This is a genomic window from Thermococcus litoralis DSM 5473, from assembly GCF_000246985.2.
Classification (GTDB): Archaea; Methanobacteriota_B; Thermococci; order Thermococcales; family Thermococcaceae; genus Thermococcus_A; species Thermococcus_A litoralis.
Genome location: NC_022084.1, coordinates 1,092,167 through 1,109,247 on the forward strand (window position 1 = coordinate 1,092,167; position 17,081 = coordinate 1,109,247).

Below are 17,081 nucleotides of genomic sequence, written 5' to 3' on the forward strand. Positions count from 1 at the left end.
AAATTTCAACCTTGGCTTGTGGAGGGTTGTTAAATGGGAGAAGCAAGCAGGATAAGCCGATACATCTATACTGTTTTGATATTGTTTATTATTTGGTTGTTTTTAACCAGCAGCCTTGATCCTCAAGAACTCACCATTGGAGCGATATTTTCATTAGTGGTTGGAGCGCTGACCTACGAAGTTTTTACAGAGAGAGGCTTAGGAAACCTTAATCCAAAAAGGGTGCTGTATTTCATAGCGTACATACCCTATTTCCTTTGGGCAATGATAATGGCAAATCTAGACGTTGCATACCGTGTTTTGCACCCAAAAAGACCAATAAACCCAGGAATTGTTGAATGTAAAACAACACTCACCAACAACGTTGGAAAGCTGGCCCTTGCCAATTCAATAACCTTGACTCCAGGTACAATTACTCTAGATGTTAAAGGCGATCGCTACTTCATCCACTGGATTGATGTTAAAGACAAAAGTGTAGAGGGAGCTTCTGAGAACATAACAAAACCTTTTGAAAAATTCCTGAAGGTGATCTTCGAATGATAGAGGTCTATCTAATCCTAATTGCCCTTGCTGTTGTTTTAAGCATGTACAGATTTTTCAGAGGACCAACGACAGCCGACAGAATAGTTGCGGTGGACATAATGACCACTTTAACCACCGGGCTGATGGTGCTGTTTGCCCTCTACTACAGGAGAGCAATATTCCTTGACGTGGCGTTAGTTTATGCAGTTCTTGCTTTCGTTGGAGTTATAGCCTTCGCCAGATACATGGAGGGAGGTCTATGAGCGTTGCCTCAATAATTGGCCAAGCCCTTGTGCTCTTCGGAACATTCTTCTACGTGCTCTCCTCATTAGGTCTCATTAGAATGCCCGATGTTTACAACAGAATGCAAACTGCAACCAAGAGCGCTACATTGGGATCCCTTGGCGTTATAATCGGAACTGGGATATGGGCCATTGGAGAAGTGGGAAGTTACTCTTGGATTCCAAAGACTTTGATAATTGCCGTATTTCTGCTCCTCACGAATCCAATAGCGGCACATGCATTAATCAGAGCTGCTTACAAGAGTGGAGTGCCTTTGTGGGAGGGCAGTATTGTGGACAGGTACAAAGAGGCAGAAAGCTCCTTGGAGCGAGTAGAAGAAATAAAGGAGAAGTTAGAAGAACCTTCACAGGAGGTTGAGACGAATGAGTGACTGGGTTGCTATTTTTATAGCCGCTCTTATGGTAATCTCCGCAATCTTCGCAGTTGAATGGAGAGACCTTTTGGCAGCGGTAGTTGGAATGGCTGCAGTAAGCTTATTCGCCTCAATAGCCTTCTTCTTCCTTCAAGCACCGGATGTAGCTATGGTTGAGGCAGCTATAGGAGCCGCTTTGAGTGCTGCAGTTTTTATCTTCGCAATAAAGAGAACCGAGAGATACGAGAGTGAGGAAGAAGGCACGGGATGGTGGGTGAGATGGTGAAGCGTATCCTTGCCATAGTTTTCATCTTGATAATAGGTTTCTGGATGGCAAAGGCCCTCGATCAAGTTCCCTTCGGAGAAGATAGAATGCTCGTAGGCAAATACTACCTCGAGCATGTTAAGGAAGATACTGGAGCAGTAAACGCTGTAACCGCTGTGGTCGTTAACTACAGAGGTTTTGATACTCTAGGAGAAGTTACCGTGCTGTTCATAGCTTCCACAGGTGTTGCCGCCCTTCTATGGAGAAAGAAGAGGAAGAGAACGGCAAAAACAGAGGGAAGCGTTGTTTTAACAACCGGTGCAAGGCTCCTTTTACCGTTCATAATGCTCTTTGGAGCCTACATCTTCATTCATGGACACCTGACTCCGGGTGGAGGATTTCCCGGTGGGGCAACAATCGCAACAGCGTTCCTGTTCCTCTACTTGGCATTCACGGTCTACGAAATAGATCACAAAATCTTTGAGCCCCTCGAAGGTCTCGCCGGTGTTGGCTATGTTACGGTTGGTCTTATAGGCTTAGCAATAGGGGGCTACTTCCTCTTTGACTGGATATGGCAAACATGGGGAATCGGAAAGGAGAACATTGGAAGGCTTTTCAGTGCGGGGTTCATACCAATAATCTATACCCTAATTGGGATAAAGGTCGGTACTGAACTTACTGGAATCGTTGACAACATGGTTAAAGAGCCCGAGGAGGGAGGGCAATGAACCCGTACTACTTTGCTTCAATCGCATTAATCCTTATTGGATTTTACGCAGTATTGGCAAAGAGAAACGTCCTTAAGATGCTTGTTGGGCTTAGCATAATGGAAACTGGGGTTAACTTACTGCTCATAAGTGTTGGATATGTTAGCGGGAGAAGTGCACCCATACTTAGCGAGGGAATAACCCCAGACAAAGCTGTAGATCCAATCCCCCAGGCTTTGGTTCTTACGGCAATAGTTATTGGTGTTGCAACGACTGCAATGGCCTTGAGTGTTGTTATAAACCTCTACGAGAAGTACAAGACCCTTAACGTAGAAGAGATAAGGAGGTTGAGGGGATGAGTCAGTACGCTTCACTCCTCATCGCGTTACCGTTGTTTAGTGCATTCTTCATTCCAATACTCAAGAGAATAAGTAAAAATGCAGTAATGCCATTCTTGGCTTTGGTGACGTTAATACAAAGTGGAATTGCCGCTTTAGTGTTCAAGGAAGTTTACACAACAGGAAAACCAATAATAGTCTTAGCAGGAGGATTTAGGCCTCCTATTGGAATCAATCTTTATATAGGACACTTTGCAGCACTCTTCGTCTTAGTTATTGCAGTTGCCAGCTTTCTGATGGCAATCTTTAGCATTAAAGCCGTTAGCATTGAACCAAAGGACAAATACGCAATGTTGTTCTTGCTTCTCATGCTCGGTGCAACCGGTATGATTTCCACTGGAGATATCTTCAACCTCTTCGTCTTCATGGAGATCACCGCAATAAGTGCTTATGCATTAACCGCTTACAATAAAACCGGAGAAGCGAGTGAAGCTGCTCTAAAGTACGTTGTCCTCGGAGGAGTTGGCTCAAGCTTTTTCCTCGTCGGCATCGCCTTGATTTACGGAAGCCTCGGAACACTTAACATGGCTCACATTGCACAATTGGCACATTTAATTAACCCCACTGCTGCCAAAGCTGGACTGGCGTTGCTTATCTTTGGATTGGCAGTTGAGGCAGAGCAGTTCCCACTTAACGCCTGGGCGCCTGATGCGTATCAAGAAGCCCCACACCCAGTGACGGCAATGTTTTCCGCCTTTGTCGTTAAAGCCTCTCTCTATGCAATTGGAAGGATTCTGTATATTCTCAGTGCCGCAGAAGGATGGAGCTCAATCCTAAGATTGCTGATAATCTTGGGAACCCTCACTGTTATTATAGGCGAGATGAGTGCGTTAAGACAGAGCAATGTCAAGAGGATGTTTGCCTATTCCAGTATAGCCCAAGTTGGTCTGATTGCCGTGGGCTTAGCCTTAGGAACAGCAAACGGTGTAAGCGCAAGCGTATTTCATATGTTTAATCACGCAATAGTTAAAGCCCTTATGTTCTTGGCAGTTGGCTATGTTGCAGTGGAGCTTGGAGGGGCAGAGATGGACAAATTTGAAGGTTTAGGAAAGAGAATGCCAGTGACTGCGTTTGCAATAACAATTGGCGCGATAAGCATCATTGGGGTACCACTCTTCAACATCTTCTGGAGCAAAATGCAACTTATCCTTGCCGCGTTAAATGCCCAGTACACTTGGGTGGTCGCATTGATCTTGGGTGCAAGCTTGGTGGAGGCTACCTATTACATAAGGCTGATACACACAATATGGTTCAAGGGAGAGGGCGAGAAAGTGAAGGAAAACAGCGTGCTAGCATTGGTGATGCTCTTGCTGGTGGCGTTGATAATAGTCATTGGAATCTATCCAGAGCCATTCTGGAATGTTATGCAGAAAGCTGGAAATGATATCTTCAACGTTGCCCAATATGTTAAGAACGTTCCTCTAATGGGGGTGAACCCATGAACGAACTTGCCTTAGTTATATTTGCTCCCCTAATAGCCGGTGCTCTGGCGTGGCTCATTGACATGAAAGGCATTAGAGAGATCCTTGGTGTTTTAGGAGCTGGGGTTTCACTCGGATACACCGCTCTGCTATACCAGAAGACAGGCGAAGGCCTTAGCTTTGTCCTCAACTTGGGCGTCTTTAAGCTGACCTTTGCTCTAAACACACTGAACTGGTTCTTCCTAGGAATAGGTGCCTTGGTAGGATTTTCGGCAATCCTTGCCCTAGTATCTACGGGTAGAGACAGCTATGAATGGTTATTTGCGTTAATGAGCCTCAGCGGAGTACTTGGAGTGTTCCTCGCAAACGACCTTATGACTTTCTTCATCTTCTGGGAGATAATGACCTTTGCGAGCTTTATGATGGTTCTCCACTACAACAGAGCTGCATCACTTAAGTACTTCCTGCTGAGCGTCTTTGGAGCGTATGCGATGCTTATTGCACTGGGAATGATTTACGCAAAGCTCGGCACGTTTGACTTTGCCCAGATACAGCAGGCGATGTACAAAGAAGCTTATGCGGCGGCTTTTGGAGCAGATACGGTTTTCAGCAAAGGTGAGAGTGCCCTTATATATCTCCTCTTCCTAATTGCGTTTGGAGTTAAAGCGGGAATGTTCCCACTCCACGTGTGGGCACCCGATGCTTACTCCGAGACCAACCAGAGCTATACAGCGATGTTCAGCGGAGTTCTAAGCAAGGCTGGAGTTTACGGCCTTGTAATGCTCTACATTCTTATGGGGACTCGCCTAGCGATTGAGCTTGGAGGGTTTAGAAGCACTACAAAGTTCGGTTATATAATAGCCTTCCTTGGTGGTTTAACAATAATTGTCGGTGGTCTTTTAGCAGCTCTTCAAGAGGACATAAGAAAGCTCTTCGCTTATTCAAGTATAAGCCAAATCGGCTACATACTAGTGGGTATAGGAGTGGGCACGGCTTTAAGTATGCAGGCTGCCCTCTTCCACGCTCTAAGCCACGCACTCTTTAAGGGATTGTTCTTCCTCATAGTTGCTACAATTGTCTACCGCACAGGCAAGACGACCTTTGCGGACATGGGAGGATTGGCTGAGAAGATGCCCTTCACCTTTGCAATGGCATTCGTGGCGATTTTAAGCTTAGCCGGAATACCCCCACTTGTTGGGTTCGCGAGCAAGTGGGTGCTCTTTGAAGCAGTTATAAGCCAAAATCTCCCAATACTTGGTGGCATGGTCTTCTTTGGAAGCGCAATAGGTTTCGTTTACCTCATCAGGTTCACATACGCGGTGTGGTTCGGGCAAAGACCAACCGATCTTGACGACACCAAGGACGCCCCGCTACCAATGGCGATAGCGATGGCGATATTGGCATTGTTCAACGTTGTCTTAGGTATAGCTCCGGGATTAGTTGCCAGAGAACTCAACAAAATATTTGGAAAGGAAGTTATCGGCGGAAACCTCTTTGTACTTGATTTAGGCTTTGGAAGATACAACGCATTGGCAATACTCATCTACCTTATAGTAGGTATCATAATCGCTGGAATAATCTACTTCCTTGGGGCAAAGGTCAGGAAGGTTCCGGTCACAGATACCTACCAATCTGCTAACCCCGTTACGATGGAGTACAACCTAACCATAAGGAGGAACTTCTTCCTTCCACTAAAAGAGGCCCTTGCCTTCTGGCTCAGAATAAGCTTCGATAAACTTTATCGGGACATAGGGGCATGGGTTGAGGACTTGGCCGAGGTTTTGAGGAGCTATATTTACAATGGAAGCGCCCAAAGCTACGCGTGGTATCTGGCAATAATCTTGCTAATCCTTGCACTGTGGGGGGTGTGAAGAATGATTGAAACCGCTTTGAAGGCTTTCCTAATTTTAATTTATGCGACCTTTGTAGGGTTCATGTTCATGGGAATAATCAGAATAGTTACGGCAAGAATTCACAGGAGAGTTGGGCCCCCGATTTATCAGCCCATCCTTGATACAATAAAGCTCCTCTCCAAGAAGAGCAATATAACCCACGGTTTGATCTATGACTTCGGCGTAATCTACGCTTTAGGAGCGACAATATTGGCTTTGATGTTCATTCCACTTGGCAGCATTGGAGTCCTTAGAGCCTATGGTGATCTAATCCTCATCACCTTCCTCCTCGAAATCCCAATGCTGGGAATAATGTTTGCAGCAATGAGCTCAGGAAACCCCTATGCAGGTATTGGTGCCCAGAGAGCACTGCTTACCCTTTTAGCAATTCAAGTACCGCTTGGATTTGCCATAGTAGCCTTGGCTGAATTTTACGGAACTTTCAGCACCTACGAAATAGTCATGGCCCAGCAAACAATGGGGTGGAGCATAATCCACCTTCCGCTGTTGCTGGCAGCGATAGCTTACGACATCGTTTTACAGGCAATGTTTGGAAAAGAGCCATTCGACATAATGATTGCCCCAGGTGAGATTTCCCTTGGACCAATGGTGGAGTTCGGCGGCAAGCACATGGGAATACTGCAGATACAGCACGCCATAGCATTATTTGCAGAGACATTATTCTTTGCAAACATATTCCTTGGAGGAGCCGTCGTTACAGCCTTCTCAAGCTCAATACTCAACACAATAGCAAGCTTGGTAATAGTCCTTATTAAACAGGTAGCAGTGCTATTAGTGGCGACCTTCATGGGCGCAATATTCCCGAGGTTCACCATAGACCAGGCTGCAAAGTTCTACTGGAAGTGGCCCACAATTATAGCGGCTCTTGGAGCTATCTTAGCAAGCTTGTGAGGTGGTAGAGATGGTAGATTGGAGGTTGTATGAACCGCTCATCAACTTTGCGAGAAAAAGAAGCATGTGGATTGTTGCATTTTGTACAGGATGTGGGGGTATAGAGATGCCCCCATTAATGACCTCTAGATATGACCTAGAGCGTTTCGGTATGATGCCCAACCCAGCGCCGAGAATGGCCGATCTTTTCCTCATCACCGGTTATGTAACTCCAAAGACCCTCAAGAGGATAATCATAACCTACGAGATGCAGCCCGATCCTAAGTACGTACTCGCCCACGGTTCATGTCCCCTTAACGGCGGCATTTATTGGGACGCTTACAACGCAATAAAGCACCTTGATAAGTACATCCCGGTGGATGTGGCAATAGCCGGTTGTATGCCGAGGCCAGAGGCTGTGATGGACGGAATAGAAAAGATGATGGAATTGATCGAGACGGGCAAAGCCGATGGATGGAAGCGCTATAAGGAAAACTACGAGTACTACAAGAAGAACCAAGACGAGCTCTTTGGCGAGGGCTGGAGAGAGAGAACCGCGAGAAGATGGATACCCTGGCTTATGAACAAGAAGAGAGAAATCGGGGGAGGAGAGCAATGAACCTTGAAAAAGAGCAGGTAATCGTAGATACCATACTTCAAAAAGCACCGTACGCAGAGGGAAAGGTTAGAAGGCAGAGAAGAATAGAGTTCAAGATTCCAGCTGACAGGATAAGGGACTTTCTTACTCTCCTCAAGGAAAACAACTTTGAGTCAATGATGCAGATAACGGCGGTTGATTGGCCAAAAGATGGAGAGATAGAACTCGTTTACCAGATGTGGAGCTACACATATGCAGTTCATGCCTTTGTAAAGACGAGGATTCCAAGGGACGTTGATAAAGCAAAGGTTCCAAGTGTTAGGGACATTTATCCTGTAGCTGAAACCTACGAGAGAGACGCTCATGAATTCTACAAGGTAACCTTTGAAGGTAACGATAAGCTTGAAATGCCATGGATTCTCGAAGATGAGGACAGAGAAGCTGGGGTTTCTCACAGAAAGGACTTTGACATGCTTAGCTATGTCAAGAGGAAGTACAAACTGCTCGATAGGTTTGAAGAGGATAAGGAGAACTATGTGATCTGAGGTGAGAAAGATGGTTTCACAACAAGAGTTAATTAGAGAAGCGAGAGAAAACGGAATGGAGCTTTTACCCCTTGAGAAGGACACTTACGAGTTGTTCTTTGGGCCGCAACACATGGCCACCGAGAACTACAGCCTAATCCTTAAAATGGATGGTCATAGGGTAGTCAAAGCCATAGCTAACCCAGGATTCCTCCATAGAGGTTTTGAAAAGCTTGCCGAATATAGGCCTTGGTATACCAACATAGCCCTCCTCCTTAGAATATGTGTTCCTGAGCCGGATGTGCCGGAGGCAATCTACTCAATGGCCGTTGATGAGCTCATGGGATGGGAGGTTCCAGAGAGAGCTCAGTGGATTAGGACAACAGTCCTCGAGATGGCGAGGGTTAGTGCTTACCTGTTCTGGACTATGGGAATGGCGTTTAAGCTAGGTGTTTATACCGCTGGACAGTGGGCTGCCGCTTATAGAGAGAGGTTCATGGCGCTCTTCGAGCAGCTTACTGGAGCGAGGGTTTACCACATCTATACAATCCCTGGAGGAGTTAGAAGGGACATACCCGGAGACAAGTGGTTAAGGCAGCTGAAGGACACTGTGGAGTATCTAAAAGACAAGCTTAAAGACTTTGACAACGTCCTATTCGAAAACTACATCACATTCAAGAGGCTTGAAGGAATTGGGGTTATGGACAAGAAATTTGCCTTAGAAGAAGGCGTAACCGGGCCAAACCTCAGAGCGACGGGAGTTAGAGCTGATGTTAGAAAGTTCGACCCATATCTCCTTTACCCAGAGCTTGATTTCGAGGTGCCAGTGCTTAGAGAGGGAGACTCGTTGGCAAGAGCTCTCGTAAGAAGGTTTGAACTTGAACAGGATCTCTACATCCTCGAACAGCTCCTTGAAATGGGGCCGCCAAGTGGTCCCTATAAGGTAGAGCATGCTGGCTTCAAGGCTCTTCCAAGGTTTAAAGTTCCAGCTGGAGACGCTTACGCTCACGTGGAATCAAGTAAAGGGGACTTTGGAGCTTATGTCGTAAGCGATGGAGGAAACAAGCCTTACAGGGTTCAGATAAGAGGCCCAAGTATAGCCCACGGAATCAGAGTGATAGAGCAACTTTTAGTGGGAGCAAGGTTGGCAGACGTGCCCGTGATTTTGGTGAGCCTTGATAACTGCCCACCCGATATAGATAGGTGATAAAAATGGAGAGCGCAAAGCAGATTGAATTTAAAGTTGCCCCGGAGGAGAAAGTCAAGAAGAAACCTTCATTCCTCAAGCCATGGCTTGGGCTTAAGTACCTCTTCAAAAAGCCCGTCACCATTAAGATCCCCTATGAACAAACGCAAATAGCCGAGAAGTATAGGGGGTTCCACACGCTTAACTGGAAAACGTGCATAGGCTGTAATATGTGCGGCCAGATATGTCCTGCGAGGGCAATAGAGATGACTTGGATAGAGGGGGAAAAGAGACCCCATCCTAAAGTAGACTACGGACGCTGTACTTTCTGCCAGTTCTGTGTTGATGTGTGTCCAACAAATGCCCTAGGCTATGTGGAAAACTACATCCTCACAACCGAGTGGAAAGAGGAAGAGCTCGAGCTCTTTGACTGGGTTCCACTTCCAGAGGAGAAGGTAAGGAAGTTCAAAGACTACAGGCACCCCCTAGCTAAGATAGAGCACCTCGAGGAGGGTAAAGTTAGATACATCTTGAGAGATGGTGAGGTTGTAGAGTTCAGGATTCTCGGCTATGGCATCAAACCACCGGCAAAGCCTCAAGTTGTGGAGAAGAAAGAAGCTAAAGAAGAAAAGAAAGCCGACTGACCTCCTTCCCGCCTTGAAAGGTGAGGGTTCCAACGAGCTAACCCCTCGCCAATAGCGGGAAGGTTTACGGGCGACTCATTCCCTACTCCCGTTGCCGGTTTCGGTTCAGCCCGAGGGGACGGTCTCGCCCCCGTTACCCCTACCCCAAAGGGGACTCGGGGTTATGGTTTCAGAGGCTAAACCTTTGGTTTTTGACTGCCTCAAAGGGCAGTTTTTGAAGGACGCCTGTCGGCGTCCTAACCACTCCAAGTCGGAGTGGTAACGCGAAACCCCCTCATCTCATCGGGTTATTAAATTTGGCCTCTTCGAGGCCTTACTACACTATGAAGTTTAAAAGGGTTTTGGTTTAAAGGGCTGAATTTCCGAATACTGCATCCCCGCCCTGAAAGGCGAGGCCTTCAAAAGAAAAAAGTAACCTCTTTATTTTTTCGCAAATTCTATAAGGCTCTACTCCTTTTTCTTTTTGGTGGGAAAATTGAAAGTTGAAGCCCTCAAGAGCATTCTTAAAGAACTCGGTATTGAATGCGCTAGAACCATCGAGGAGAAGGTTGACCTGCAGTTTTCAGCTTTGGAGAACCTTTACAAAAACCTTAATGATGATGAGCTCTTTCTCAAGCTTGTGATAGCCAATTCAATAGTTAGCTATCAGCTTTCTGCTAAAGGAGAAAAGTGGTGGTGGGAGTTCTCGAGATACTTCTCAAAAAACCCTCCAAAAGGCATCGTAGCGGCTTACTCCGAGTTTTTGCCAAACTCAAAAACCAACAGGAGATTAATCCAGCCGAAGTTAAATCGTCTTAAAAAGCTGGAGCCTTTTTTAAGCTCCCTAACGATGGAGGATTTAAGGGATTACTATCACAATATGCTGAGATTTCGGGATCATTTGGCAAGGGTCATGAATTCAAAGGAAGATGCAAAAACCATTGTTTTTGCTGTAAAAATGTTCGGCTATGCATCAAGGATAGCTTTCAAAGAGTTCATTCCCTATCCAATGGAAATCGACATCCCAAAAGACTTCAGAATCGAAAACTACACAAAAAGATTTACATCCGAGGAGCCAGTAAAATTCTGGAGAAAAATTTCGAGGGAAGTTGGTGTGCCGCCCCTCCACATAGATTCTATCCTCTGGCCCGTACTTGGAGGAGATAGAAGGGTCATTGGGAGACTGAAAAAGCACTGTGAAAAATCCGAGCTAGTTTTACAACTTGTGTCTCTTTGAGTTATTCTTTCGAACTTAAAGATGGGAACGTCGCTGAACTAATTAGGGTTTCTGAGTTTTGTTAGGAAAACCGAAAGTTTTATATATTCGAACTTCAAAAGTTCCATATGAAAACAAAATGAGGTGATGGAGATGGTAGCTATCGGTGAAAAGTTTCCAGAGGTTGAGGTAAAAACAACCCACGGGGTAATAAAGCTCCCAGACTACTTTGCAGAAAAGGGCAAGTGGTTCTTGCTTTTCAGCCACCCAGCAGATTTCACTCCCGTCTGTACTACGGAGTTCTACGCTCTACAAAAGAGAATTGATAAGTTCAGAGAACTTGGTGTTGAGCCCATAGGACTCAGCGTTGACCAAGTATTCAGCCACATCAAATGGATGGAATGGATTAAGGAGAACCTCGGTGAGGAAATAACCTTCCCAGTTATCGCTGACGACAGGGGAGACTTGGCTGATAGACTCGGCATGATACCGAGTGGTGCAACAATAACAGCCAGGGCGGTCTTTGTAGTTGATGACAAAGGCGTTATCAGGGCAATAGTCTATTACCCAGCCGAAGTTGGTAGAGATTGGGACGAGATTTTAAGGCTCGTCAAGGCTCTAAAGATAAGCACAGAAAAGGGAGTTGCTTTGCCCCACAAGTGGCCCAACAATGAGCTTATAGGTGACAAAGTCATTGTTCCACCAGCTAGCACAGTTGACCAAGTTAAAGAACGCGAAGAGGCCAAAGCCAAGGGCGAGATAGAGTGCTACGACTGGTGGTTCTGTTACAAAAAGCTTGAATGATCTCTTTTCTTTAACTTTGTCTTTTTTCTCAGAGCTTGTTTGCTTTCTTCATTGTTAGGGCTTTGGAAGAAAATTATATAAACCTAATCCGCAAACCTTATTATGACGAAAGTCGAACTTTATTGGAAGTGATGGCATATGGTCGAGTTTAAGGAAGATGTTTCTATTGTTTTGGGTGGTGCAGCAGGTCAGGGAATTCAGACAGTTGAAGAGATCCTTACAAGAGTTTTGAAGCTTTCTGGTTATAACGTCTATGCAAACAAAGAGTACATGTCAAGAGTTAGAGGTGGAATAAACACCACCGAAATCAGAGTATCATCAAAAAAGGTAAGAGCATTTGTAAGGAGGATCGATATCTTAATCCCGTTCAAGCGTGGAGTTCTTCCTTGGGTGGAAAAGAGGCTCACAGAGAACACAGTGGTTTTGGGCGAAAAGGAAAACGTTGAGGAGGAATACCTCAGCAGAGTAAACTTTGTTGAAGTGCCCCTCAATGAAATGGCAAAAGAAGTTGGCAGTCCTCTGTATTTAAACACAATAGCAGCGGGAGTTGTGGTTGGACTCTTCCACGGAGACTTTGAGGCTCTCGAGGAATATCTGAGAAAAAGATTTGGCAGCAAAGGAGAAGAGGTTGTGTTAAAAAACATTGAAGCCGCTAGGAAAGGTTACGAGCTTGGAGTAAAGCTGTGTGAGGAGGGAACAATTGGAATTGAGGTTAAAAGAGACGAAAACGTTAAGAAAGAGATTCTTTTAAGCGGCACCGAGGCTGTAGCCTTGGGTGCAGTCGCTGGGGGAATGAACTTCTTGAGCTTTTATCCCATGAGCCCCTCCACAGGTGTTGCGGTTTTCTCTGCCCAGCATGCCGAGGACTTTGAAATAATCGTGGAGCAGGTAGAGGATGAGATAGCTGCAATAAACATGGCTCTGGGAGCATGGTTCGCCGGTGCAAGGGGAATGGTAACAACCTCGGGAGGCGGCTTTGCCTTGATGAGCGAAGCCCTAAGCTTAGCTGGAATGGCAGAAAATCCAGTGGTAATCCATCTCGCCCAAAGACCCGGTCCGGCAACGGGATTGCCCACAAGAACAATGCAAGGCGACTTGAACCTTGTTCTTTATTCTGGCCATGGTGAATTTCCAAGAATAGTTCTCGCACCAGGGAGCATTGAGGAGGCTTTTTACCTTACGGCAGAGGCTTTCAATTTAGCGGACAAATACCAAGTGCCTGTGATAATCCTAACGGATCAATACTTTGTCGATACCTATTACAACCTCCCAGAGCTTGATCTAAGCAAAATTAAGGTGGAAAAGTACATTGTGGAGAGTGATGAGGACTACAAGAGATACAAGCTCACCGAAGATGGCATCTCTCCAAGGAGCATTCCCGGATACGGAAAGGGCGTTGTGGTGGCTAACGGAAACGAACACGACGAGTGGGGAGACATAACCGAAGACGAGGAACTTTCGAGGCTGATGCAGGAGAAAAGGGCAATAAAGAAGCTTGAAACAATAAGGAAAAATGCCATGATGCCGGAACTTGTGGGGAGAGAGGACGCAAAATACGTCATTGTCGCATGGGGTTCAACCTACCATGTGATAAGAGAAGCCCTCGAAGTTCTCAACAGGGAAGACGTAGCGTTTCTGCACTTTAAGTGGGTGTATCCTCTGCCCGAGAAGGTTGAAGGTCTCTTGGAAGGCAAAGTGATAATAGACATCGAGCAAAACGTTACAGCACAGTTTGCGGAGCTTTTAAAGAAAGAGTTTGGGCTAGAGATCCATCACAAGATTTTGAAGTATGATGGGAGGCCCTTCTCCGTTGAAGAGATTCTTGATGCTCTTAAGGGGGTGTTAGAATGATCTCTCCGCTTATTTTTGAACCCGAAAGACCCGGAAGCAAGGACATAGCCTGGTGTCCCGGGTGTGGGAACTTCGGTATTAGGAACATCTTGAGATCTGCTTTTGCCGAGCTCAACCTAAGGCCGCAGGATGTTGTCATAATAAGCGGAATTGGCCAAGCGGCAAAAATGCCCCACTACATAAACGTTAACGGCTATCATACCCTTCACGGTCGTTCTATTCCAATAGCCACAGCTGTTAAAGCCGCAAATCCCTCTTTGACGGTAATAGCGGAGGGTGGAGACGGAGACATGTACGCTGAGGGAGGCAACCACCTTCTCCATGCCATAAGAAGAAACCCAGACATAACGGTTTTAGTCCACGACAACCAGATTTATGGTTTGACTAAAGGCCAAGCTTCCCCCACAACAATGCTGGGGATGAAAACTCCTACTCAACCTTGGGGAGTCTTTGAAGAGCCTTTCAACCCAATAGCCTTGGCAATAGCTCTGGATGCATCTTTTGTAGCAAGGACTTTCATGGGATACTTCAAAGAGAGCGTGGAGATAATCAAAAAGGCAATCCAGCATAAAGGATTAGCCATAGTAGACATTTTCCATCCATGTGTGAGCTTCAACAAGGTGAACACCTACGAATGGTATCGCGAGCACACTTACTGGATGAAAGACCACAACCCGTACGATAGGGAGGAGGCATTTAAGAGAGCTATAGAGAGCGATCCCCTCCCGCTGGGAGTGTTCTACATCCACGAAAAGCCAACCTTTGAAGAGCAGGTTCCAGCTTATAAGAGGGACAAAACGCCGCTGTGGCGGAGGAAGTCTAAGCTTGAAGAAATTGGAAAAATTTTGGAGGCTAAGAGAACGTTTTGATTTTTTATAAATTTTTGGGGTGAGTAAGGTGATTGGAGAAAAAGCACCGGATTTTGTGTTGAAAGACCAAAATGGGGAGGAATTTAAGCTTTCGGATTTTAGAGGGAAGAAAGTTCTCCTATCCTTCCACCCACTGGCATGGACAGGTATTTGCGAAAAGCAGATGAAAGCTTTGGAAGAAAACTACGAAAAATTTGAAACCCTAAACGTTCTCCCGGTTGGTATAAGCGTTGATCCCGTACCGAGTAAAAAGGCCTGGGCTGAACATATGGGGCTTAAGAAACTCAGGATTCTGAGCGACTTTTGGCCTCATGGCAAGGTTGCAAAGCTATATGGACTTTTTAGAGAAAAGGATGGCATTTCAGAAAGGGCAAACGTTTTGGTTGATGAAGAAGGGAAGATAGCCTTCTACAAAGTTTACCCAATAAGGGAGCTTCCCAACTTGGAGGAGATATTCGAGTTTCTGGAAGGGTGAAAAGCTTTTTATATTTCTATTTTTAAACTAAATTGGGGTGGTGAAAAAATGCCAAAGGTTTGGATAGAGAAACTTCTTGATGAACCCGAGCTCTACCTTTTGAGGATTGACGATGACAAAATAAAATACTTCGAGGCAACGTGGGACATTCCGGAAGGAATAACCTATAATGCTTACCTCATGAAGACAGATAGTGCAGTTGTTCTTTTTGATGCCTGGAAAAAAGACTATACCAATGAATTTCTTGAAGCACTCTCAAGTATAGTTGATCCCAAGGAGATAACCCACATAGTTGTCCACCACATGGAGCCGGATCACAGCGGGGCTTTGCCAAGACTTCTCGAATTAAACGGGTACAAGGCGAAGATCATAGGCACTGTATTTGCAAAAAGACTTTTAGAGGCGTTTTATGATATTAAAGAGAACGTTCATGCAATTGAAGACGGAGAAGAGCTGAAGATAGGCAGCAGGACTTTAAAGTTCATAACAGTTCCATGGCTTCACTGGCCTGATACCATGATAACCTATGTTGTTGAGGACAAAATAATCTTTAGCTGTGATGCAGGAGGAGGATACTCAATTCCCGAAGCCATAGATGACAGTGACGATGAAGTCGTTGAGAGGTACCTCCCCCACGTTACCAAGTATATAGTTACTGTTATCGGCCACTACCACAAGTACATCGTGGAGAACATTGAGAAGATAAAAGAGCTCGGCATAGTGGACGATGTTAGGATGATCCTTCCGGGGCATGGATTGATATGGCGTAAGAACCCACAGAAAATCTTTGAACACTATGAAAAAGTCGGTGCTGGAGTTCCAAAGAAAGGTAAAGTTTTGGTGATTTACGATTCGATGTACGGCTTCGTTGAGGAGAGCGTTAGAGTGGCAGTTAACGAGCTAGAAAGGCTCGGCTTCACTCCAGTAGTTTACAGATATACCGACAAAGAGGCTCCAGCGGTAAGCGACATTCTTGGAGAAGTTCCAGACAGTGAAGCCCTTGTCATTGGGGCTTCAACATATGAAGCGGGCATACACCCGAGGATAAGGTATCTTCTCTATGAGATGCTCGATAAAGCCAACTATGAAAAGCCTGTTCTTATACTAGGAACATTCGGATGGGCAGGGGTAGCTGGGAGAGAGATAGAGACACTAATCAAGAGGTCAAAGTTCGACCACGTGGACACAATAGAAGTAAAGGGCAGAACTACGCCAGAAGACGAGGTAAGAATCAGGGAAGGGGTTAGAGAACTCGTAAAAAGGCTCAGAAGGTAAGCCTTATCTCTAATTTATTTTTAGAGGTGCCCTTATGATTGAAAACGCCGTTGAAAAACTGCTGAGTGGAATTAAAGTTGGAGAATTTGAGATATATGCGGAAAAATACCCCGGCAGATTCCCAAACGAGGCTCTTCTTGAGATTTTCATTGAGAAGGGTTCTTTAAGAGACCACCTCCTTTACGCAAGGGTTTATTTTGGTAGGAGGTACTACAGCTCTTGGGTTGAGGTTTCCTCCATAAATCCGACTCCAAACGTTGGGTTGTTGTACTTCAATTCTCCTGTAGAAGATACCTTGCTGGAGCTTTTTGCGAGTCATTTAAAACCGGGAGAGCATATCTTTGTCAGCTATGTTGAAGACCTTGAAACCAAAAGGGCTCTCTATTTTGGAGCTCCGGCTCCAACAACAAGGCTCGGCTTTAAGCTTTTTAACTTGGGCTTTACATGGTTCAAGGACTGGTACTTCCCGGAGGGCTTTAAAGAAGGGGGAGAAAAACTCCAGGCCGAAAAACCCTTAAACGAAGAGCAAAGACGAGTTCATCTTTTGAACATAAGGAAAGAACTCGAAGAGTTCCTTGAAAGAGGTGAGATAACGGACAGACATCTTTTGGGGGCACTAAAAAGAGGACAAATGCTTTTAAATTCGCTAAACGAACTCATATGAAGATTTCTTTCAGGAAGTGTTAAATAACATTAGGTGCAATTATATTCAGGTGATTTTTGTGGAAAAAAGAAGCAATATTATTGAGAAACTGGAAGCTTTTTCTGAAAAAGAAATACTAAGCTATGCGATTGCTTCTGAGAGAGAACTTGAACAAGCCCTTCCGGGGATTATTGCAGTTAGTTGAAGGCGTATCGTGGGTTCATTCTTTCTTATACACCGAAACCTGTGAAAACTTAGTTGATGCC

At 45.4% G+C, this 17,081-nt stretch carries 21 protein-coding genes; all 21 read left to right on the forward strand.

The features are described from left to right. The first annotated feature begins 33 nt into the window (after nt 1-33). The 21 genes from OCC_RS05940 (at nt 34) to OCC_RS12985 (ending at nt 17,020) form a co-directional block, all read left to right on the forward strand. A complete protein-coding gene (locus tag OCC_RS05940; RefSeq protein ID WP_004068076.1) occupies nt 34-540 on the forward strand; it encodes a Na+/H+ antiporter subunit E in 507 nt (168 codons plus the stop codon). Continuing rightward, nucleotides 537-785, forward strand: a complete 249-nt coding sequence (locus tag OCC_RS05945; RefSeq protein WP_004068077.1) for a monovalent cation/H+ antiporter complex subunit F — start codon at nt 537-539, stop codon at nt 783-785. The genes OCC_RS05940 and OCC_RS05945 overlap by 4 nt, the downstream gene beginning before the upstream one ends. Beyond that, entirely contained in the window at nt 782-1,195 is a 414-nt protein-coding gene (gene mnhG, locus OCC_RS05950; RefSeq protein WP_004068078.1) for a monovalent cation/H(+) antiporter subunit G, read from the forward strand. Before OCC_RS05945 ends, mnhG begins: the two co-directional genes overlap by 4 nt. Continuing rightward, entirely contained in the window at nt 1,188-1,463 is a 276-nt protein-coding gene (locus OCC_RS05955) for a DUF4040 domain-containing protein (protein ID WP_004068079.1), read from the forward strand. Before mnhG ends, OCC_RS05955 begins: the two co-directional genes overlap by 8 nt. After that, nucleotides 1,457-2,170: a Na(+)/H(+) antiporter subunit B gene (locus tag OCC_RS05960; RefSeq protein WP_004068080.1), complete on the forward strand. Its 714-nt coding sequence runs from the start codon at nt 1,457-1,459 to the stop codon at nt 2,168-2,170. The genes OCC_RS05955 and OCC_RS05960 overlap by 7 nt, the downstream gene beginning before the upstream one ends. After that, nucleotides 2,167-2,508, forward strand: a complete 342-nt coding sequence (locus tag OCC_RS05965) for an NADH-quinone oxidoreductase subunit K (RefSeq protein ID WP_004068081.1) — start codon at nt 2,167-2,169, stop codon at nt 2,506-2,508. Before OCC_RS05960 ends, OCC_RS05965 begins: the two co-directional genes overlap by 4 nt. Then, the gene (locus tag OCC_RS05970) at nt 2,505-3,989 is read left to right on the forward strand and encodes a proton-conducting transporter transmembrane domain-containing protein (RefSeq protein ID WP_004068082.1); all 1,485 of its coding nucleotides are present in this window, start codon (nt 2,505-2,507) and stop codon (nt 3,987-3,989) included. The genes OCC_RS05965 and OCC_RS05970 overlap by 4 nt, the downstream gene beginning before the upstream one ends. Further along, nucleotides 3,986-5,839, forward strand: a complete 1,854-nt coding sequence (locus OCC_RS05975) for a proton-conducting transporter transmembrane domain-containing protein (RefSeq protein WP_004068083.1) — start codon at nt 3,986-3,988, stop codon at nt 5,837-5,839. Before OCC_RS05970 ends, OCC_RS05975 begins: the two co-directional genes overlap by 4 nt. A 3-nt stretch (nt 5,840-5,842) precedes the next feature. Beyond that, nucleotides 5,843-6,772 carry a respiratory chain complex I subunit 1 family protein gene (locus OCC_RS05980; RefSeq protein WP_004068084.1) on the forward strand — a complete coding sequence of 310 codons (930 nt, stop codon included), beginning with the start codon at nt 5,843-5,845 and terminating at the stop codon, nt 6,770-6,772. A 10-nt stretch (nt 6,773-6,782) separates the two neighbouring features. Beyond that, nucleotides 6,783-7,370, forward strand: a complete 588-nt coding sequence (locus OCC_RS05985) for a NuoB/complex I 20 kDa subunit family protein (RefSeq protein WP_004068085.1) — start codon at nt 6,783-6,785, stop codon at nt 7,368-7,370. Further along, complete coding sequence (locus tag OCC_RS05990; RefSeq protein WP_004068086.1) at nt 7,367-7,894, forward strand: NADH-quinone oxidoreductase subunit C; 528 nt, start codon at nt 7,367-7,369, stop codon at nt 7,892-7,894. Before OCC_RS05985 ends, OCC_RS05990 begins: the two co-directional genes overlap by 4 nt. Nucleotides 7,895-7,904: 10 nt before the next feature. Then, nucleotides 7,905-9,080, forward strand: a complete 1,176-nt coding sequence (locus tag OCC_RS05995; protein ID WP_004068087.1) for an NADH-quinone oxidoreductase subunit D — start codon at nt 7,905-7,907, stop codon at nt 9,078-9,080. 5 nt (nt 9,081-9,085) lie between these two features. After that, complete coding sequence (gene nuoI / locus OCC_RS06000; RefSeq protein WP_004068088.1) at nt 9,086-9,703, forward strand: NADH-quinone oxidoreductase subunit NuoI; 618 nt, start codon at nt 9,086-9,088, stop codon at nt 9,701-9,703. A gap of 463 nt (nt 9,704-10,166) precedes the next feature. Next, on the forward strand, nt 10,167-10,919 hold the full coding sequence (locus OCC_RS06005; protein WP_171814836.1) for an N-glycosylase/DNA lyase: 753 nt from the start codon (nt 10,167-10,169) through the stop codon (nt 10,917-10,919). A gap of 126 nt (nt 10,920-11,045) precedes the next feature. After that, a complete protein-coding gene (locus OCC_RS06010) occupies nt 11,046-11,702 on the forward strand; it encodes a peroxiredoxin (protein ID WP_152880447.1) in 657 nt (218 codons plus the stop codon). 138 nt (nt 11,703-11,840) lie between these two features. Continuing rightward, nucleotides 11,841-13,553, forward strand: a complete 1,713-nt coding sequence (locus tag OCC_RS06015) for a 2-oxoacid:acceptor oxidoreductase subunit alpha (protein WP_004068434.1) — start codon at nt 11,841-11,843, stop codon at nt 13,551-13,553. Beyond that, on the forward strand, nt 13,550-14,422 hold the full coding sequence (locus OCC_RS06020; RefSeq protein WP_004068436.1) for a thiamine pyrophosphate-dependent enzyme: 873 nt from the start codon (nt 13,550-13,552) through the stop codon (nt 14,420-14,422). Before OCC_RS06015 ends, OCC_RS06020 begins: the two co-directional genes overlap by 4 nt. 28 nt (nt 14,423-14,450) lie before the next feature. Next, entirely contained in the window at nt 14,451-14,897 is a 447-nt protein-coding gene (locus OCC_RS06025) for a peroxiredoxin (RefSeq protein WP_004068438.1), read from the forward strand. Nucleotides 14,898-14,945: 48 nt separating this feature from the next. Then, nucleotides 14,946-16,172: an FprA family A-type flavoprotein gene (locus tag OCC_RS06030; protein WP_004068440.1), complete on the forward strand. Its 1,227-nt coding sequence runs from the start codon at nt 14,946-14,948 to the stop codon at nt 16,170-16,172. 34 nt (nt 16,173-16,206) lie between these two features. After that, nucleotides 16,207-16,836, forward strand: coding sequence for a DUF1122 family protein (locus tag OCC_RS06035; protein ID WP_004068441.1), 630 nt, complete (start codon nt 16,207-16,209; stop codon nt 16,834-16,836). A gap of 49 nt (nt 16,837-16,885) precedes the next feature. Next, nucleotides 16,886-17,020: a hypothetical protein gene (locus OCC_RS12985; protein WP_274517766.1), complete on the forward strand. Its 135-nt coding sequence runs from the start codon at nt 16,886-16,888 to the stop codon at nt 17,018-17,020. The last annotated feature ends 61 nt before the right edge of the window (nt 17,021-17,081 follow it).